17 protein-coding genes are annotated in these 19,749 nt (G+C 67.2%); 6 read left to right on the top strand and 11 right to left on the bottom strand.

All coding sequences use genetic code 11. From position 1 onward, the window contains the following. A partial coding sequence (locus VNJ47_07675; protein HXG28711.1) for a CaiB/BaiF CoA-transferase family protein occupies positions 1–765 on the bottom strand: 765 nt, incomplete at its 3' end. Between the two features lie 169 nt (positions 766–934). Here VNJ47_07675 and VNJ47_07670 point away from each other — a divergent pair. From VNJ47_07670 to VNJ47_07655, 4 genes are all read left to right on the top strand, one after another. Next, positions 935–1,666, top strand: a complete 732-nt coding sequence (locus tag VNJ47_07670; protein ID HXG28710.1) for a helix-turn-helix domain-containing protein — start codon at positions 935–937, stop codon at positions 1,664–1,666. Positions 1,667–1,796: 130 nt separating this feature from the next. Then, on the top strand, positions 1,797–3,092 hold the full coding sequence (locus VNJ47_07665) for a TolC family outer membrane protein (GenBank protein ID HXG28709.1): 1,296 nt from the start codon (positions 1,797–1,799) through the stop codon (positions 3,090–3,092). A 4-nt stretch (positions 3,093–3,096) separates the two neighbouring features. Continuing rightward, complete coding sequence (locus tag VNJ47_07660) at positions 3,097–4,254, top strand: efflux RND transporter periplasmic adaptor subunit (GenBank protein HXG28708.1); 1,158 nt, start codon at positions 3,097–3,099, stop codon at positions 4,252–4,254. A 51-nt stretch (positions 4,255–4,305) separates the two neighbouring features. Continuing rightward, on the top strand, positions 4,306–7,416 hold the full coding sequence (locus VNJ47_07655) for an efflux RND transporter permease subunit (GenBank protein ID HXG28707.1): 3,111 nt from the start codon (positions 4,306–4,308) through the stop codon (positions 7,414–7,416). 23 nt (positions 7,417–7,439) lie between these two features. Here the strand turns inward: VNJ47_07655 and VNJ47_07650 are convergent, their stop codons facing one another. Further along, complete coding sequence (locus VNJ47_07650; protein HXG28706.1) at positions 7,440–8,924, bottom strand: hypothetical protein; 1,485 nt, start codon at positions 8,922–8,924, stop codon at positions 7,440–7,442. 110 nt (positions 8,925–9,034) lie between these two features. Between VNJ47_07650 and VNJ47_07645 the strand changes: the two genes are divergently transcribed. Beyond that, positions 9,035–9,445, top strand: coding sequence for a hotdog fold thioesterase (locus VNJ47_07645; GenBank protein HXG28705.1), 411 nt, complete (start codon positions 9,035–9,037; stop codon positions 9,443–9,445). Between the two features lie 137 nt (positions 9,446–9,582). On the opposite strand, the gene VNJ47_07640 is transcribed toward VNJ47_07645, so the two are convergent. From VNJ47_07640 to VNJ47_07610, 7 genes are all read right to left on the bottom strand, one after another. Then, on the bottom strand, positions 9,583–11,070 hold the full coding sequence (locus VNJ47_07640; protein ID HXG28704.1) for an aldehyde dehydrogenase family protein: 1,488 nt from the start codon (positions 11,068–11,070) through the stop codon (positions 9,583–9,585). A gap of 80 nt (positions 11,071–11,150) precedes the next feature. Then, complete coding sequence (locus VNJ47_07635) at positions 11,151–12,014, bottom strand: SDR family NAD(P)-dependent oxidoreductase (GenBank protein ID HXG28703.1); 864 nt, start codon at positions 12,012–12,014, stop codon at positions 11,151–11,153. Between the two features lie 98 nt (positions 12,015–12,112). Then, positions 12,113–13,486 (bottom strand): DUF1329 domain-containing protein, encoded by a 1,374-nt coding sequence (locus VNJ47_07630; protein ID HXG28702.1) that lies wholly within the window; start codon positions 13,484–13,486, stop codon positions 12,113–12,115. 122 nt (positions 13,487–13,608) lie between these two features. Beyond that, a complete protein-coding gene (locus VNJ47_07625; GenBank protein ID HXG28701.1) occupies positions 13,609–14,055 on the bottom strand; it encodes a DUF2505 domain-containing protein in 447 nt (148 codons plus the stop codon). Positions 14,056–14,093: 38 nt separating this feature from the next. Continuing rightward, positions 14,094–14,258, bottom strand: coding sequence for a rubredoxin (locus VNJ47_07620; GenBank protein ID HXG28700.1), 165 nt, complete (start codon positions 14,256–14,258; stop codon positions 14,094–14,096). A gap of 75 nt (positions 14,259–14,333) precedes the next feature. Next, a complete protein-coding gene (locus VNJ47_07615) occupies positions 14,334–15,608 on the bottom strand; it encodes a cytochrome P450 (GenBank protein HXG28699.1) in 1,275 nt (424 codons plus the stop codon). Between the two features lie 19 nt (positions 15,609–15,627). Further along, complete coding sequence (locus VNJ47_07610) at positions 15,628–16,359, bottom strand: TetR family transcriptional regulator (protein HXG28698.1); 732 nt, start codon at positions 16,357–16,359, stop codon at positions 15,628–15,630. A gap of 138 nt (positions 16,360–16,497) precedes the next feature. On the opposite strand from VNJ47_07610, the gene VNJ47_07605 reads away from it, so the two are divergent. Further along, the gene (locus VNJ47_07605) at positions 16,498–17,256 is read left to right on the top strand and encodes a DUF1295 domain-containing protein (protein ID HXG28697.1); all 759 of its coding nucleotides are present in this window, start codon (positions 16,498–16,500) and stop codon (positions 17,254–17,256) included. Here the strand turns inward: VNJ47_07605 and VNJ47_07600 are convergent. Beyond that, entirely contained in the window at positions 17,237–18,664 is a 1,428-nt protein-coding gene (locus VNJ47_07600; protein HXG28696.1) for an amidohydrolase family protein, read from the bottom strand. The genes VNJ47_07605 and VNJ47_07600 overlap by 20 nt on opposite strands. Then, the coding region (locus tag VNJ47_07595; protein ID HXG28695.1) for a CoA transferase at positions 18,658–19,749 on the bottom strand (1,092 nt) is incomplete at its 5' end. The genes VNJ47_07595 and VNJ47_07600, both read right to left, overlap by 7 nt.

Here is a 19,749-nt window from a genome sequence, read left to right as displayed (position 1 = left end):
CACCGCCTTGAAAAACTTCGGCTCGAGCGCGCCGACCGCGAGGTACTTGCCGTCGCGGCACTTGTACAGGCTGTAGTTGGGCAGCGCACCGGACAGCATGTCCTCGCCGCGCGGCTGCACCCGGCCGTGCGCGCGCAGCGTGCCGAGCGCCACCGCCTGCAACGCCAGCGTGCCGTCGAGCATGGCCACGTCCACGAAGGCGCCCTCGCCCGAGGCGCGCGCCCCGATCACCGCGGCGAGGATGCCGATGGCGCAGGTCAGCGCGCCGCCGGCCAGGTCGGCCACCTGGAAATTGCCGGTGGCCGGCGCCCCGCCGCTGCCGCCGTTCTGCTCCAGCTCGCCGGCGTAGCCGCGGTAGTTCATGTCATGGCCGGCCTTGTCGCGGTAGGGCCCGGTGTGGCCGTAGCCGGTCAGCGCGGCATAGACCAGGCGCGGGTTGATCGCCTTGAGGGTCTCGTAACCGCAGCCCAGGCGCTCCATGACGCCGGGGCGGAAGGAATCCAGCACCACGTCGGCCTGCGCCACCATGCGCTTGAAGAGCGCCACGTCCTCGGCACGGCGCAGGTCCAGCGTCACCGATTTCTTGCCACGGTTCACCAGCTGGAACAGCTCGGGCGACATGGCGCGGGTGTAGTCGCCGCCGTCCGGCTCCTCGATCTTGATCACCTCGGCGCCGAGCTGGGCGAGGTACAGCGTGCAAAAGGGCCCGGGCAGCAGCCGGGACAGGTCCAGCACGCGAATACCGGACAAAAGGGGATTGCTCATGGCCTGCTTCCGCGGGTTCCTAAAGGGGTTGAAAACCGGTGCCGCGCAGAATGACAAAGATCGTCGGGCCTGGCCACCCCAAGGGCGCTGAATCGAGCCGGTTCATTGACCGCAGGGTCTTTTTTGAACTATATTCACGTTCTGAATTCCGATCTAACACGCCTCCCCCATGAGTACCCGTGAGCGCCGCCAGCGCGAAGTCGCCGAACGCGAGCAGCTGTTCCTGGCCACCGCGCGCGAGCTGATCCGCGAGGACGGGCTGCTCAACCTGCAGATGGCGCGGCTGGCCGAGAAATGCGACTACGCAGTCGGCACGCTGTACCAGCACTTCGCCTCCAAGGAGGACCTGCTGGTGGCGCTGTCCACCGAGAACATCAAGTACCGCGCCGAATTGTTCCAGCGCGTGGTGGACTGGAAGGCCGGCACCCGCGACCGCATGTTCGGCATCGCGGTGGCCGACATGCTGCTGGTGCGCCGCTATCCCGAGCACTTCCAGCTCGACCAGTACGCCTTCACCGAGGTGGTATGGCGTGCCGCGCCGCCGGAGCGCCGGCGCAAGGCGCTGGCGGCCGGCGAGCCGCTGGGCCGCGCGGTGGAGAGCATCGTGGTCGAGGCGGTGCGCGTCGGCGACCTCGATACGCGCGGACTCAAGTCTTTCGAGCTGTGCCTGGCACCCTGGGCGCTGTGCGAGGGCACGCACCAGATCGCGCATGCCGAGGGGCTGGCGGAAAAATACGGCCTCGGCAATGCCTACCGCCTGATGCTGCGCCACCAGCAGTGCCTGCTCAACGGCCTCGGCTGGAAGCCGCTGTTCGACCCGGCCGACGAGGCGGCGCTCGACGCCAAGATCGAAACGCTCTGTCACGAGGTATTCCATGACCTGCCCTGCGACAAGAAATAGACGGCGACACGTGGTGAATTTCTTGTCATCCGCGCGCAAGCGGCGATCCCGTGAAACGAGCGCCTTCAGACACTGGATTTCCGCCTTCACGGGAATGACGCTGTTGCTGGCCGGTGCTCAGGTAAAGGCCATGACGCTGAGCGAGGCCCTGCAGCGCGCCAGCCAGGTGGACCCGACCGTGCCCGGCTCCCTGGCGCTGTACGACGCCGAGCGCGAGGCCGGCAAGCAGGAGCGCGGCACACGCCTGCCGAGCGTGGCGCTCACCGTCGGTTACGACCAGGCCAACACCGAGGCGACCTTCCCCTTCGGCACCGCCCCCAAGGAGGACTACCACGGCAGCAGCGCCGCACTGGCGGCGCGCCAGCCGCTGTTCCGCCTCGACTGGTTCGCGCGCGGCACGCGCGCACAGGCGCTGGACACGCAGGCCGAGCTCGGCCTGCAGGAACGCAAGCTGCAGCTGCTGCGCCGCGTCGCCGACCGCTATTTCGGCGTGCTGGTGGCGCAGGACGCACTGGCGCAGGCCGAGGCCGAGGCGCGCGCCGTGCGCGAGTCGCTGGAGGACACGCGCAAGCGCTACGAGGTGGAGCTGGTGCCGGGCACCGATCTGAAGGAAGCGCAGGCACGCGACGATCTCGCCCAGGCGCGACTGCTGGCCGCGCGCCGCGCGCTGGAGAGCGCACGCGATGCGCTGGACGAGATCACCGGCAACGGCCGCGCCGAGCTACCGCCGCTGGCCGAGCAGGTGAGCTTCCCGCCGCTGACGCCGGCCGGGGTCGAGGCCTGGGTCGCAGCCGCCGGCCAGCAGAGCCCACGCATCGCCCAGGCACGACAGGCGCTGGTCGTCGCCGAGGCCAACCATCGCAGCCGCCAGTCCGAGGCCGCCCCGAGCGTGGACCTGGTCGCCAGCATCAGCCATGACGACTCCACCGATTATTCGCTCGGCCAGGAACGCGACGACCGCCGCATCGGCCTCGAGCTGAACGTGCCGCTGTATGCCGGCGGCATCAACGCCTCGCGCATCCGCGAGGCCGAGGCCAGGCGCCGGATCGCCGAGGCCGAACTCAAACGCCTCACCCTCGAGATCGAGCGCGAAACCCGGCAGCTGTTCCGCCAGGTGCAGACCGGCTACGACGAGGCGCGTGCGTTCGAAAAGTCGCTCGCCTCCGCGCTGGCCGCCGAGCGCGCCACCCGCGCCGGCTACGACGCCGGCACGCGCACGATCACCGACGTACTCGATGCCAAATCTCGCGTGGTGCAGGCGCGCCGCGATCTCAACGGCACCCGTTACAACCTGCTGCTCAGCCTGCTGCAGCTCAAGCAGACGGTCGGCAGCCTGTCCGAGCGGGATTTCGCCGAGATCGATCGCCTGCTGGCCGCGCAACCGCCGAAGGCGCCTGCCGAAAATCCAGTTTCATCCGGGAAGTAAAGTCATGACCAAACGAATGATCATCATGTTGCTGCTGGCCGGTGTCGTGTTCGGCACCGTGTTCGGCGGCAAGTACGCCGGCACGCTCATGATGGAGTCCTATATGAGCAAGATGCCGGTGCCGCCGGCCACCATCAGCTCGGGCACCGCACAGGTCATGACCTGGGACAACCGGCTGGAAGCGGTCGGCAGCTTCGTACCGGTCAATGGGGCCGACGTCACCACCGAGGCCGGCGGCATCGTCACCGCCATCCACTTCGAGTCAGGCGCACGCGTGGCGAAGGGCGCGCCGCTGGTCACGCTGGATGCTGCCAACGAGGCCGCGGAGCTGCGCCGCCTGCAGGCGCAGGCCGAGCTGGCCGAGCTCAACCGCAGTCGGCGCGAGAAGCTGTACCAGCTCGAGGCGATCTCCAAGGCAGACTATGACGCCGCCGTGACCGAGGCCAATGCGGCCAAGGCCGCGGTCGAGGCACAGCGCGCCAAGCTGGCGCAGAAAAACATTCGCGCGCCCTTCGCGGGCGTGCTCGGCATCCGGCGCGTCAACCTCGGCGAATACCTGGCGCCGGGCACCGCCATCGTCACGCTGCAGGCGCTGGACCCGATCTTCTTCGACTTCAGCCTGCCCGAGCAGCAGCTGGCGGCGGTCGCCCCGGGGCTCAAGGTCAGCGTGGAAGTGGACACCTTCCCGGACGAGCGCTTCGAGGGCGAAGTCCTCGCCATCGAGCCGAAGGTGGACCAGGCGACGCGCAATTTCAGGCTGCGTGCACGCCTGGCCAACGCCGATCTCAAGCTGCGCCCCGGCCAGTTCGGCAAGGTACAGGTGGTACTGCCGGGCGAGCGACAGCTGCTGGTCGTGCCGCGCACCGCCATCAGCTACAACTCCTTCGGTACCTCGGTATTCGTGGTGCAAAAGAAGAAGGACGCGCCGCCGCCGGAAAAACCCATGCCCGGCATGCCGCCGCACACCGACCTCGAGGTGGTGCAGCGCTTCGTCAAGACCGGCGATGCCCGCGGCGACTATGTCGCCGTGGCCGAGGGACTCCGAGAGGGCGAGGAAGTCGCCACCTCGGGCCTGCTCAAACTGCGCAACGGGCAGCCAGTCATCATCAACAACCAGATGACGCCCAAGGTCGAGCTGGACCCGACGCCGCCGCAAGGCTGACCCCACCAGGATCAGACCCGCACAAGCGGGGCGGCCTGACAGGATACTGACATGCACTTCACCGACATTTTCATCCAGCGCCCGGTCCTGGCGACCGTGATCAGCCTGGTCATTCTGCTGCTCGGCCTGCGCGCCGGCTTCGACCTCACCGTCCGCGAGTACCCGGAACTGCAGAACGCGCAGATCACCGTCACCGTCGCCTACCCCGGCGCCGACCCGGCGCTGATGGAGGGCTTCGTCACGACACCACTGGAGCGTTCGATCGCCACCGCCGACGGCATCGACTTCCTCACCTCCAGCACCGGCCAGGGCGTGAGCGTGATCACCGCCAACCTGCGCCTGGACAAGGACCCCAACGAGGCGCTCACCGAGATCTCGGCCAAGGTCAACAAGCTGCGCAACCAGCTGCCGGAGGGCTCCGAGGATCCGATCATCGAGGTGGCCGAGGGCGGCGGCACCTCGGCCATGTACATGTCGTTCTACTCCAAGGTGCTGGACAAGAGCCAGATCACCGACTACCTGATCCGCGTGGTCGAGCCGCAGCTGTCCTCGATCCCCGGCGTCGAGAAGGCCAACATCATCGGCGCACGCACCTACGCGATGCGCATCTGGCTCAAACCCGACCGCCTGACGGCGCACAACCTCACCGCCAGCGAGGTCTACGCGCGCATCCGCGGGCAGAACGTGCTGTCGGCAGTCGGCGAGACCAAGGGCAATTACGTGCGCATCGGACTGTCGGCGCGCACCGACCTACGCACCCCGGAGGAATTCAAGCAGCTGGTGGTCAAGAGCGACGGCGAGTCGGTGGTGCGCCTGGGCGACGTGGCCAACGTCATCCTCGGCTCGGAGACCTACGACGGCGGCGCCGGCTGGGACGGCGACCCGGCGATCTTCATCGGCATCGACGTACGCCCCGAGGCCAACGTGCTCGACGTCATCGCCGAGGTCAACCGCGTGTGGCCGGAGATCGTCAAGCAGCTGCCGGAGGGCCTGGACGCGCAGATCGGTTACGACAGTACGCTGTACATCCGCGAGGCGATCAGCGAGGTGCAGAAAACGCTGGCCGAGGCGGTGATCATCGTCATCATCGTCATCTTCCTGTTCCTCGGCTCGGTGCGCAGCTCCTTCATCCCGGCGGTGACGGTGCCGCTGTCGCTGATCGGCGCGCTGTTCCTGATGTTCGTGCTCGGCTTCACCATCAACCTTTTGACGCTGCTGGCCATGGTGCTGGCGATCGGTATGGTGGTGGACGACGCCATCATCGTGCTAGAGAACGTGCACCGCCACATCGAGGAGGGTATGCAGCCCTTCGACGCCGCCATCAAGGGCGCGCGCGAGCTGGTCGGGCCGGTGATCGCCATGACCATCACCCTGGTGGCGGTGTACGCGCCGATTGGTTTCCTGACCGGCATCACCGGAAAACTGTTCACCGAGTTCGCCTTCACCCTGGCCGGCGCGGTGCTCATCTCCGGCGTCATCGCGCTCACGCTCACGCCGATGATGTGCGCCAGACTTCTCAAGCCCGCGCACGGGGAAGGCAAGCTGGCCGACTGGCTGGATGCGCGCTTTGAGACCTGGAAACAGGCCTATCAGCGCCGCCTGCACAGCGCGCTCGACACCCGCCTCGTGATCCTGGTGTTCGGTGTCGTCGTGCTCGCGTCTTGCGTATTCCTGTATCTGGGCACCCCCAACGAGCTCGCACCGGAGGAGGACTTCGGGTTTGCCTTCTCGATCTCGGAGACCGACGGCTACTCCTCGCAGGAGTATCTCGACCAGTACTTCGCCGAGGCGCAGAAAATCACCCTGTCCGACCCGGACGTGGACCACATCTTCACCTTCAGCGTCGGCGAGACCGGCAGCACCAACACCGGCTTCATGGGCATGGTGATGAAGCCCTGGACCGAGCGCGAGCGCTCGACCAAGGACGTGCTGGAATCCTTGACGCCGCAGATGCAGGCCATCCCCGGCATCCGCTGGGCCGGCATCTCGCCCCCGCCGCTGCCCACGCCCGGCCAGGGCTACCCGGTGGAGTTCGTGCTCAAATCCACTGCCTCACCGCAGGAAATCAGCCAAGTGAGCAACGAGATCGTGGCGCGCGCCATGGCCACCAAGCAGTTCTGGTTCGTGGCCCCGCGGCTGCGCATCGACCGCCCCGAGGCGACCATCCACATCGACCGCGACAAGGCTGCGCTGCTCGGCGTGGACATGGACCAGCTCAGCGCCGACCTCTCGGCGCTGCTGGCGGGCGGCGAGATCAACCGCTTCGATTTCCAGAGCCGCTCGTACAAGGTGATCCAGCAGGTCGAGCGCGGCGAGCGCCTCAACCCCGCGCAGCTGGAGGGCTATTACACCCGCGCCGCCAACGGCGACCTGATTCCGATCTCGACGCTGGTCACGATCAGCGAGCGCACCGTGCCACGCACCATTGAGCACTTCCAGCAGCTCAACGCCGACACCCTCATTGCCGTACCCAAGCCCGGGGTGACCCAGGGTGCGGCGCTGAAGATCTTCGAGGATCTGGCAGCCGAGCTGGCGCCGGCCAGCTTCCAGATCGACTACGCCGGCCCCTCGCGGCAGTTCAAGCAGGAAGGTGCAGCGCTGGCCGCCACCTTCGTGTTCGCGCTGATCATCATCTACCTGGTGCTGGCGGCGCAGTTCGAGAGCTTCCGCGACCCGCTGATCATGCTGGTGACCGTACCGATGTCCATCAGCGGCGCACTGCTGGTGATCAACCTGTTCGGCCTGACCAACAACCTCCGGCTGACGGATTTCCCGGGCATGACGCTGAACATCTACACGCAGGTCGGCCTGGTGACGCTGATCGGCGTGATCTCCAAGCACGGCATCCTCATCGTGGAGTTCGCCAACAAGCTGCAGCTGCAGGGCCTGTCCAAGCGCGAGGCCATCGAGGAGGCCGCCGCCATCCGCATGCGGCCGATCCTGATGACCACCGCCGCACTGGTGGTCGCCATGTTCCCGCTGCTGATCGCCTCGGGGCCCGGCGCCGCGGCGCGCTTCTCGATGGGCATGGTGATCGCCGCCGGCATGACCATCGGTACGCTGTTCACGCTGTACGTGGTGCCGGCGATGTACCTGTACATCGGCCGCGACTATGCACGTGCCGCTCAGGGCCACGCCTTAACCGAAGCCGTTAACCGATAGTCTGGTCGTTTTTCGACGGCCTGTCAGGGCCGGGCCTTGCGATCGTAGAGCTGCGCAAGTGCCAGGCGGGCGCGTGAGTGGTAGTGATCCAGGCGCGTGCGGCGCGCGCCGAGCTCGTCGAGCAGCCGGCGTCGCAATTCCGCGTCCACGGAGCTGCGCACGGCGGCGGTTTCCGCGTTCAGCCGGGTCAGTCGGTCCTGCAGTTCCGCCGGCACGGACGGCCCGGCGCCGGCCACGCGCGCTTCCACCTGGCGCAGGGCGTCGTACAGTTCGAGCAGGCGCGTGACCTCCCGGCTGCTGCGCAGCGTCGCGAATTCCCGCGGGCGCGCGTGGCGGGCCAGCGCCTGCAGCGGATCCTGCGCCGGGTCGCGCAACGCCGACGCCAACGCCGTCAGGCGCGCCGTCTCCGTCTCGAATCGGGCGACCGCGGCACGATAAGCCTGCTCGGCCTCGGCCGGCGCCCCGCGCTTTTCATGTGCGTAGCCCATGGCCAGCAGCGCCTCCTGCACTGCCGGGTCCTGCACGTCGCGACGGGCCAGCTCGCGCCAGGGCCGCAAGGCCTCGAGATAGCGCCCGGTGCCATGCGCGGCGGTGTCGAAGGCGAAATCGTGGGTGATGTCGAATACGCCCGGCAGCTCGCCCGGCCGGCAGGCCGCGTAGCGATCCGACAGCAGGCGCATCAGCGCATCCGGCGGTACCTCCGGTTTCTCGCACAGCACGCGGCGCTTGAAACGCGCGTGTTGTCGCTGCCCGTCGGCGGCGAGTTCGGCCCAGCCCAGTCCCAGCAGGGACAGGTTCGAGAACGGCCCTTCCAGCCGTACGCGGCGGAAGAACGCGCGCGCCGTCCCGCCCTGGTCCTGCGCCAGCCAGTACCAGCCCAAGGCCAGGTTGGCGCGGTCGCGCAACGCGCGGTGGTCCTCGGTCTCGACCGCCAGCAGGCCGATGTCGTCGAGCACCGCCAGCGCACGCTCGCGGTCACCGATCTGCAAGAGCGCGTAGGCGAAGTTGTAGTGATCGAACAGGCCGTCACCGGCCATGCGGGCCTGCTTTTCCAGCGCTACAGCGGCGTGGGCGTAATTGGCCTGGCGCAGATATAGCTGCCCCCACAGCGAGTAGCGGCGCGCCGCCACGGCGTCGCTCCAGGGCTTGCGCAGGTGCCGCAGTGCGCGCTCCGCGCCGGCCAGATCGCCGTCGCCGAGCATCGCCGCCGCCCGCTCGAGCCAGTAGGTGTTATAGCGTTCGTGGCCCCAGCCCTGCCAGCGGGCATCGGCGATGTAGCGGGCGCGCCCGTAGGGATCCAGCGCCAGGTAGCGCTCGATCTCGGCCAGGATCGCGGCGGTAGTCCGAACGTCGTGCTGGCCGGCCTGCGCGGCCGCCAGCAGGCGCGCGGCCGCATCGCCCGGCGCGGGATCCTGTTCCAGGTATTCCGCGGCGATCCAGTCCGGCGGGGCGATCGGCGCCGCGGCGCCGGCGCGCAGCGTTTCGGGGTCCACGAAGTCCGCCGCCATGGCCCGGACCGGCAGACAGGAAAGCAGTAAGATGGCAAGCGCAGGCAATTTCGGCCGCATGACAGCGAATCGTACGGTTTCGACCAGCGGCACTATAGCGGGAGTTTTGCGTGAGTACGACCCCTACGGAAGCACGGCAGACGCTGGTCTCGACCCTGGTTGAAACCTTGGGCATCGAAATCGTCGAGCGCGACCCACGGCGCGTGGTCGCCACCATGCCGGTGGCGCCGCCGGTTCACCAGCCCTTCGGCATCCTGCATGGCGGCGCATCGGTGGCGCTGGCCGAAACGGTGGCCTCGATGGCCGGCTGGCTGAATGTGGACCAGGCGAAGGAAATGGTGGTGGGCCTGGAGATCAACGCCAACCACCTGCGCACCAAGCGCGACGGCGTGGTGACTGCCGTGGCCACGCCGATTCACATCGGGCGCCGGACCCAGGTATGGGACATCCGCATCGCGGACGAGGATGGCAAGCCGGTATGCGTGTCGCGCTGCACGCTGGCGGTGGTGCCGCGCGTCTGAAGCCAAGCAAGCCCTGATCGATTCCGCTCATCATTCCGGCGAAAGCCGGAATCCAGCGACTTTAGAGGCGCTGGACCCCGGCCTTCGCCGGGGTGACGGAATAAATCAGGGGTTCCCTAAGGCCGGAGTTCGGCGCTTCAGCGCTTGCCGATGCGCAGCAGCGCGTTGAGGAAATTGATCACGCCGTCGGGCAGGTTCATGCCCTTGTTCAGCATCCACTCGATGGCCTGCCGGTACTTGTCGGAGTACGGCGGGAACATCATGTTCGGGTCGCCCAGGCCCTTGCCGTCCTCGACCACCGCGCGCGCGTTGGAGCATTCCAGGAAGGTGGCGCGGCCGCACAGGCGGCCGATGCCGCTGGCGTTGACACCGCCGAACGGCAGGTTCGGGTTGGTGCCGGACTGGATCACGTTGTGATTGACGACCACGCTGCCGGAGGTGGTGTACGCCAGCCACCAGTCGATGGCCGCACGGTCCTTCGCGAACACGTAGCAGCCCAGCGGCTTCGGCCGGCTGCGGATCTCGCGCACTGCGGCCTCGCGGTCCTCGAACGGCACGATGCAGAGGATCGGCCCGAAGATCTCCTCCTGCATGATGCGCATCGAGTTGTTGACGTTCGACAGGAGGGTCGGCCCGATGAACAGGTCGGCGGCATCCGTCTCGCCGCCGAACTCCACTTTCGCCCCTTTGGCGATGGCATCGTCCAGCAGGCCCTTGATGCGCTCGAAATGCCGGCCGTTGACGATGCGCGGCAGGTACGCCGACTTCTGGAAGCCCTTGCCGTCGTGGTTGTACATGACGGTCATGTGCTTGGCCAGCGCGTCGATGAAAGGGCGCACGAGGGACGTGTGTACCAGTGCGTAGTCCGGCGCCAGGCACACCTGGCCGGCGTTGCACACGCGGCCCCAGGCGGTCTTGCGTGCGGCATCGTCCACGTCGGCGCTGGCGTCGATGATGGTCGGATTCTTGCCGCCCATCTCCAGCGTCACGGTGGCGAAGTGCTCGGCCGCGGCCTTCATGATGATCCGGCCGACGGCGTGCCCGCCGATGTAGAAAATGTGGTTGAAGGGCTGGCGCAGCAGTTCCTGCGCGACCTCCGGCCCGCCGTTGACCACGGCGAACTCCTCCTCCGGCAGTGCACGCCTGGCGATGTCGGCCAGCACTTGCGCAGATTCCGGCGCCAGCTCCGAGGGCTTGAGGACGAAGGGGTTACCGGCCGCGAGCGCGCCGAAGCCGGGGATGAAGGCCTCGGCGATCGGCGCGTTCCAGGTCGAGACATGCAGGACCACGCCCTTGGGCTGGTACTGGATGTAACAGCGCTTGCCGACCGTCATCAGCGAGCCCTGCACCGGCTCCGGCTGCATCCACTGCCGCAGGTGCCGCGTGATGAACTCGTACTCGGTCTTGAGCATCAGCAGCTGGCCGTCGATGTCCAGGTCGATCAGGCGCAGTTCCTTGCGGCCGGCGGCGTGGATGGCGGGGCGCGCGGCCATGATCGCCCGGTACAGGCGGCCGATGCGCTCGAGGCGTTCTTCGGCCGTGGTCTGGGCGTAGGTCGGGGCGTGGGCGGCGACGCGCTGGAACAGCGCGGCGATGTCGCTGGTTTCTTTCATGACGGCGTTCATGTGATTCCCCAACCCTCCCCCGTCAAGGGGGAGGGGAAGTAAAGTCGTTCTCCCCCGTCACGGGGGAGGGGATCAGACAGTCAGGACTTGTACACCGGGATCTTGAAGGTCATGCGCATCATGGACTCGAGCTGGCTGTCGGACAGCAGCCGGCGCATGAGGCCCATGGGCTTCACGTCCTTGCCGAGGTACTCCATCGGCTTCCACTTCTTCTTGTCCAGGATCTGCAGCGTGCCTGCCAGCGCCTGCTCCGGTGTGCTGCCGGTCTTTTCCAGCATGTCCGGCAGCACCTGCATGTAGGTATTGGCCAGCGGTTCGTACACCTTGCGGATGTGTTCGGGCTGCTGGTTCCAGCTGTTGCGCGTGTTGACGTGCGAGTTCTTGGACATGTCCGTGAGCACACCGCCGGGGATGATCGAGGTCACCTGGATGCCGAACGGTGCCAACTCATGACGCAGCGTCAGGGTCATGCCGTGGATGGCGTGCTTGGACATGTTGTAGGCGCCGGCGCCGACCGGATTGGCGATGATCGCGCCAGAGCTGTAATTGGCGATGCGCGAGCCCGGCGCATTCTTGCGCAGGAGCGGCAGGAAGGCCTGCACCACGCGCAGCTGGCCGAAGGTGTTGATGTGGAAGAGGCGTTCGACCGCTTTCAGATCCACCGCCTCCAGCACGCCGGTGGCGACGTTGGCCACCCCGGCGACGTTCATCAGCAGGTCCAGTCCGCCGCCATTCAGCGCCTTGGTCACGACCTCGGCGCTCTTCTGCACCGACTCGGTGTCGGACACGTCCTGGTCCACGACCGTGACGTTGCCGCCGGTCTTCAGGTCGGTCGGCGCGCCGGGCAACACGCCCGCGAACACCTGCCAGCCGCGCTGGTCCAGCGCCTTGACTAACAGATTGGCCTGGCCGACGTTGGCGCCGGTGATGAAAGCCGTTTTCATGTTCTGTCACTCTCCCCCGATGAATGACGGGGCGGCTCTCGCCGCCCCGCTCTTACTCTTTGCCTTTGCTTGTTTTGAAAGGAGCCCGTAGGGCTTGATCAATGCCCGCCCCTGGCCGCCGCCTGCGGGCTGAATTCCTCGGGCGACAGCGGCACGTTGATGCGCCACCAGTCGTCGCCGCGCTCGTTGGTCAGATAGCCCGCCTCGTAGGCACCCGAGGTCAGATCGTGGTAGAACGACGCGCCGCGGTGGAGCGCGCCCGACTCCTGCGAGTAGAAGTACATCACCGTCGCCGTGCGCCACAGCTGGCCGCGGCCGTCGTAGTTGTCGGCCCACATCGCGATCCAGGTATCCTCGTCGGCGTACAACGTACGCTTGCTGTAGATGTGGCGCTGGCCCGGCTTGAGCGAGCCTTCCACCACCCAGACGCGATGCAGCTCGTAGCGCACGTAATCCGGGTTGGGCGTGTTCGGCTTGATCAGCTCGCTGTACTTGAGCGCAGGATCATTGAAACGGAAGTTGTGGTAGGGAATGTAGACTTCCTTTTTGCCCACCAGCTTCCAGGTATAACGTTCGGGCGAGCCGTTGAAGACGTAGTCGTCGTCCACCGTGCGCAGGCCGGCCGGCGGCACCGGGTAGTCGCAGCACACCTCCGGCGCCTGGCGCACGCGTCGGATGCCCGGCTGGTACTGCCAGGACGTGGTGGCGTCCTTGGAGAAGTTGTTGGGCTGGTAGCCGACCGCGGTGAAGCCCTTGTCGCGCTCCGGCAGGATGTAGCTGGTGTAGAAGTAGGCGTTGATCTTGTCCTGGTAGTTGCCGCGCTTGCTGGCGTCCGGGTTGTTCATCAGGTTCATGGTCTTGAACCGGTTGCGGCCCCAGGCGATGCTGCCGTTCGAGTAGACGTCGGCGATATCGCAGACCGCCTTCTCGGTCCAGGCACGGTGCGGGTTGATGATGTTCCACACCGCCTCCAGGCCACTCTGCGGGAACGGGAACGGGATGGCGCCGCCGTAGCCCTTGACGCCCAGGCCGTTGTCGACCAGCTCGGCGCTGGCCGCGTTCTTCTTGATGGTCTCACATACCCAGTCCGCGTTACGGAAGTCGCGATGGCTGGGATAGACGTGCATCCTGTAGTGCTGCGGGTACTTCTTGAACAGCGCCTTCTGGCCTTCGGTCAGCTTGTCCGCGTACTGGGACATGTTCTGCGCGGTGATGGTAAACAGCGGCTTCTCGTCGGCATAGGGCCCGGGCTCGTAGCCGAACGGCTTGGTCTGGCCCGGCCAGGTCTTGAACCACTTGCCGGTGTATTCGGCGACGCCGGAGGGCGTGCCGGCGCGCTCGGCGCCGATGCAGGTCAGCCGCGGGCCGTCCAGCTCGGCGATCTTGTCCGGTGGCGCCTTGGCGGCGGCGTCCAGTACCGTCAGCGCCAGGCCAGCGGACAGGCCCATCACGAGTAACGCTCTGAATTTCATTTGATGCTCCTCACTGCACCGGGTATGCGGCACGCTGCGGGCCGCAGACTATGGTAGCCCTGCGGTGTGCCCGCCGGGCATCGTCCGAACCGACTAGAACCTATCTCGGCACGGCCGGGCGTTCAGGCATAGTTCTTGAGCAGCTGGATGCCGAGCCGGGTCTGCTCGGGGATGGCCTTCTCGTTCTCGCCGGCGAACTGCTTCTCGATCTTGCCCCCCACCAGCGGGACCTTCGAGCGGATGTCCCAGTCGTAGGTCAGCACACACTCGCCGCCCTTGTCGGCCAGCGAGGTAACGCAGGACACCTCCATCGGCATGCCGGCCAGCTCCACCTTGATGGAGCCGGTCTTCCTGGCCAGGTTCCAAGTCTCGACCGAGGTCACCACGATCGGGCCGATCTTGCGCTTGATGGTGATGCTGAAGTTCTTGCCGTCGGACTTGTGGTCCAGCACCTCGTAGTCCTTGAGGCCCTGCAGATCCAGACGATCGGTGTAGAACTTCCGGTCGGTCATCATCTTGATGACGACATCGGACGAGGCCGGGTAACGGCCTTCCAGCTTCTGCTTCATGACTCCCCCTGGTTTATGGGTTCCGGGCTCGTCCCGGACTATTCGTTGTACGGCTCGAAGGCCGATTTCGGCGACCCGCACTCGGGACAGGTCCAGTCCTCCGGCAGGTCGGCGAAACGCGTGCCCGGCGCGATGCCGTGCTCGGGCAGGCCGGCGGCTTCATCATAAATGAAGCCGCAGATGACGCAGATCCACCTGTTCATGCCGTGCGTCCCTGCACCAGGACGCGCCATCCCTGGCGCGACGCTTCAAAAAAGCCTTTCGTATCCTGGCTCATCTCACGCGGCCTTCTGGCTGGCTTTGCGATTCGTCTTGATGATCAGCCGGTTGATACGGCGCGCGTTGTGGTGGGTCCACTCGTAGTCCACGCGGCCGTCGCCGTCGGCCAGCTCGGCGTCGGGATAGCGCTTCATGAACTCGGACAGCATCAGCTGGCCCTGCACACGGACCAGGTAAGTGCCGATGCAGAAATGCGCGCCGGCGCCGAACACGATGTTGCCGTCGAGCTTGCGTGTGATGTCGAGCTGGGTGGGGTTTTCCCATTTCGCCGGGTCGTGCCAGGCGGCCATGATGTTGATGCCGATACCCTGCCCCTTCCTGATCAGCTGTCCGGCGAACTCGATGTCCTCGGTGGCGAATCGGAAGAACGGCATCTTGCCGAACGAGGCCCAGCGCAGGGACTCGATGATGGCGTTCTCCATCAGCTCGGGCTTCTGCTTGAGCAGCGCGTACTGGTCGGGGTGGCTGAGCAGCGCCTGCAGCAGGAAGGTATGCAGGTCGGTGGCCGTGTCCGAGCCTGCCGTGATCAGCGCAAAGATCACCGACAGGATCTCGTAGTCGGTCAGCCGGTCGTCCTGGTCCTGGGCGCTGATCAGGCTGCCGATGAAGTCGTCGCCCGGACCTTCGGGCCGCGCGCGGCGCTCGGCGATCAGCCGCTTGAAGTAGTCGAAGCCGGCCTGGGTGCCCTGCATCGCCGCCTCGCGCTCCTTGGCGCTCAGGTTGATGCGCGTGGCCTTGATGATGTTGACCGCGAACTCGTGGAAGAACTCTTCCATATTGGTCGGCACGCCGACCATGCGCGAGATCGCGCGTACCGGAATCTTGCTGGCGAACGCCTGGTAGGCATCGAACTCCTCGGCGTCGCCGATGGCGTCGAAGCACTCCAGCACCAGGTCGCGGATCTTGGCGTCGATCTTGCCCATGACGGGTTTCGAGAACGCCGGCATGGTCAGTTTGCGCAGGCGCAGGTGATCCTTGGGCGACACCGCGAAGAAGCCCACCTCGTAGGCGCGGTCGAAGTCGGTCTTCTGGTCTTCCGGCTTGGGCGGCGGCGCATGCTCCCAGTGGCCGAAGAACGGCGAGAAGCGGTTGTCCTTGAGCATCTTCTCGCACAGCTCGTGCGTGCTCACCAGCCACATACCCAGTTCCTTGTGCCAGGCGATCGGGTAATCGCGCAGCAGCACCTGCCACACCGGGTCCGGGTTGCGGATGTAGTCCTTGGAATAGGGATTGAAGATGCGGCTGTCGATCTCGATGCGGGCGGCTGCGGTCATGGCTTGGTCTCCTTGCGATTCAAGATTCCCTGTCGCTTTTGCGGGGCAGGGCCGGGGCGGGCAATTCTTCACCGCGTGCCGCGGCGATACCGGCCAGCAGGCGCTGCAGCGCGTGCTGCCAGGGGATGGATTCGGTTTCGAGCAGCGCCGGCAGCACGCGGCGCACGCGCGGCAGCTCCGCCGGGTCGCGCTCGGTCAGCGTGCGGCGCATCTCGGCGATCCAGGACTGGCCGGACGCCGTGCTGGCGGCCAGGCCGATCGAGCCGGCGGCAGCGCCGATCGTGATCATGCCGATGGCATGGAACAGCTGGGCGCCTTCTTCCAGCGTGAACCCGTGCGGGGCGAGCGCGGCCAGGAACTGCTCGAGCACGTCCACTTCGGCGTGCGGGCCGAGGCGCCCCCGCAGCAGCTCGCCGATCAGTTGCGGCTCGGCCATGAAGGACTCGAACAGGCTCTCGGCATAGCGCTGCGCCAGCTCGCTCCAGTGCAGGCCGGCGGCCTGCGGCATGGCGCGCGCCAGCGTGATCTGGAAGGCGGCCAGGCGCACCAGTTCGTCGCGATTGCGCACGTGGCGGTACAGCGTGGGCACGGCCACGCCCAGGCGATCCGCCACTTGCTTGAGCGTGACGCCCTCGAGGCCGATCTCGATCGCGGCACGGATGATGGCCTGCGCATTGACGCGCGCCGGGCGCCCCGGACGTGCCGGACGCGTCGGCGAATCGGTCGGCTTGCGGGCGGCGAGTGCGCTCATGCCGTCGGGATGCTGGCCGGTCGGGTGAATTTGCGAGTTAGATTCACAAATTCCTTCTTTGGCGCCATCCCCCATGTGGACTAGGTCCGGAATCCGGGTGCAGGCCAGACTGAAAGCCATCCAAAGCGGGGGACGGCCATGCTGGGACAGGTTCATAACGGATTGATTTACGGGATATTAATCCTGTCCGTGCTGACCTTCTTCGGCACCCTGCGCAAGGTCAATCCCTATGGCCGCCATATGCTGCCGGGCCAGGCCGGCACCTGGCCGGCGCTGCCGGCCTGGCTGCTGTTCGAGTCGCCGCAGTGGTTCAGCTTCGCGCTCAGCTTCTGGTGGCTGGTGGAGTCGCCGTCCGCGGCGCAGCTGCTGCTGTTCGGCCTGTGGCAGGCGCACTACGTCCACCGCGCGATCCTGTATCCGCTGCGCATGCGCGACCGGCACAAGCGCTTCCCGCTCAGCGGCGTGGTGTTCGGGTTTGTCTTCAACGCGGTCAACGGGTTCGTGAACGGCTATGCCGTAGCGTTCGCGCCGCACCTGGCGAGCGCCGACTGGCTGCAGGATCCGCGGCTGATCGTGGGCCTGGCCATCGCCGCCACCGGCTGGTGGATCAACTTCCGCGCCGACTCGATCCTCATCAACCTGCGCGCCGACGGCTCGACCGGCTACAAGATTCCCTACGGCGGGATGTTCCGTTACGTATCCGCGGCGAATTATTTCGGCGAGATCCTGCTGTGGTGCGGCTGGGCGCTGATGAGCTACACCTTGGCCGGGCTGGCCTTCGCGCTGTTCACGATCTCAAATCTCGCGCCGCGTGCGCTGTCGCACCACCGCTGGTATCTGGAGAACTTCCCCGACTATCCGAAGGACCGCAAGGCGCTCATTCCGGGGATCCTGTAGCCGCCGGCCAGATCAATGCGCCGGCCTTGAAGGTGCATTGCACGCGCACCGCGCCGAGCGCCTGGCGCGCCTCGGCCCAGGGCCGGTCGAGCAGACAAAGATCGGCTGACGCACCCACCGCCAGCGCCCGTGGCTGCTGGCCCGGGCTGCAGAGCGGCGCCAGAAAGAGGTTCAGGGCCTCCTCCGGGCCCAGGGACTCCCCTGCGCCGATCATGGCGCCGGCCGCCGTGCGCCGATCCACCGCCGCCTGCATCGCCTTCCAGGGATTGGCATCGCCGAAGGGCGCATCGGTGCTGCCGGCCAGCGCCACGCCAGCCGCCAGAAACCCGCGCAGGCGGTACAACCAGGGCCGATCGACAGCGTCCACGTCGCGCAGATAGGCATCGCCGCGTTCGGCGATGAAATTCGGCTGCGTCACCACGATGAGGCCCAGCTCCGCGACCTGGGCCAGTAGATCCGGCGGCGTCACCGCGGCATGCTCGATGCGGTCACCCGCAATGCAGCCGGCCTCGCGCAGTGCAACCAGCGCGAACACCAGTTCGGCGCGCGTCACGCAGTGGAAGGCCGCCGGCCGCCGTGCGGCATGACTGGCCTCGATGGCGGCGCAGACTTCGCCCAGTTCCGGCAGGTCGGCATCGTGCAGGTGGAACTTGCGCGGGCCACGCACGACGCCCCCACCCCGCCGCTCGCCCCGTAGATCGTCGAGACTGTTGTCGCCCATCACCAGTACGTCCTGCAGCAGCTCACCGCGCGCGTGCGCGGCGCGGAAATAGGCGTAGTCGTCGCGGGTGTTGCCGGGTGTGGTGTCGGTCACGCCGGTGACGCCGAAACCCGCCAGCCGCCGGCTGACGGCACTCAGGTCCTGGCGCGCATTGCCCAGGCGCGCGCGCAGCCAGGCGTCGGCATCGTACAGCCGCCCGGTCAGCCGGCCGTCGCGACGCTCCAGCGGGTCCTCACCGCCGTCCTCGCGCGCGCCGATCCGCTCGAGCGCTGGTGAATTCAGCACCCACAACCGACCGCTGCGGTGCTGGATGCGCACCGGTCGGTCGGCGACATGCCGGTCGAGCCAGTGGCGGTCGAGCTCGCCGGCGACGGACTCGTGATAACCGACGCCGCGGATCCAGTCGCCGGGACGGGCCTGGGCCGCGGCCTGGCGCAGGCGTGCGGCCAGCGAATCGGCGCCCGTGACCTGCGGCGGCCCGCAGGCGACCGACGCCATCGCCGCCGCCAGCGCACGCAGGTGGATGTGATGGTCGTGCAGGCCGGGCAGGAGCGCAGCGCCGTCGGCATCGAGCAGCCCTTCGCCCGGATGTTGACGCAGGCCGCGACCGATTTCGAGTATCAGGCCGTTGCCGAGGCGCACGTCGGCGCGGCCGTGCTGGAGCAGGTCGGCGTGACGGATCAGCATCCGCTCTTGTCATTACCGCGCACGCGGGGATGGCGGCAATGGGTGCCCACGACCCGCGCGGCCCACACCCGCTGCCGTTCGCGAATCGCTTCGGACGTGGCCGGCAGGTCGAAGGCGATGCACTGGCGCACGACGTCGCACAGCGCCAGCGGCACCAGTCCGGCGCCGCCCTTGCGCCAGCCGGCCCAGGCGACCAGCGCGGCGTGCAGGCCGGTGATTGGATCGGCAATCGCATCGCCGACGAACATCCATGTGCCGGTGGCCTGGTACTGAACCCAGGAAAGCCCTGCGGCGACCGCCGCGTCGTCGCCGTAGGCGATCGCGTTCTCCGCATCGGGCGTGCGGCCGTAACCCGTCAGGCTGATCCAGCTGAGGCCGGGTTTTGCGGCGATGAATTCTTCGGCATGGATGCCGAGCTGGCGCAGCGCACGCGGGCGCGAGCCTTCGATCACGATGTCGGCGCGTTGCAGCCAGGCGCGCAGCTCGGCACGGCCCGAGGCGCTCGAAAAATCCAGCGACACGCAGCGCTTGCCGGCATTGAGCCGATCGAAGAACGCCGGCGAGCCGCGCCGTGCGCCATCGGGCCGCTGCAGGCTCTCGATCTTCACCACCTCGGCCCCGCAGGCCTGCAGCAGACGGCTGCACAAGGGTCCGGCCCAGAGCGAGGTGAGATCGACGACGAGCGGCTTGACACCCCCACCCCCGCCCTCCCCCGTCCAGGGGGAGGGAGTAAAAGCGGAGTTCTCCCCCATCGAGGGGGAGGGAGCAAGAAACGCTTTCTCCCCCGTCAGGGGGGAGGGAATCAAAAAGTTCTCCCCCGTCCAGGGGAAGGGAGAAGAAGCCTCCGCCACCGCCAAGCCGAGTTCGCGGCCGCGCTCGACGAGCGCAGGCGCGCTGCGCTGACGGATCGCTTCCGCGACCGAACCCCAGTGCGGTGCGACATACTCCTCGAGCCAGGCCGGCAGCAGGGCCCAGTCGTCATCGCGCGCGAGGTTGAGCGCGATCACGCCATCGGCCGTATCCAGCAGGCGGCAGCTGCCGCCGGGCGCGATGCGACCGTTACGCACGTAGCCGATGAGTGCCGC

The organism is Nevskiales bacterium (genome assembly GCA_035574475.1).
Lineage (GTDB): Bacteria > Pseudomonadota > Gammaproteobacteria > Nevskiales > DATLYR01 > DATLYR01.
Note: the sequence above shows the minus strand (reverse complement) of the source record. Positions and strands in the feature narration are given on the sequence as shown.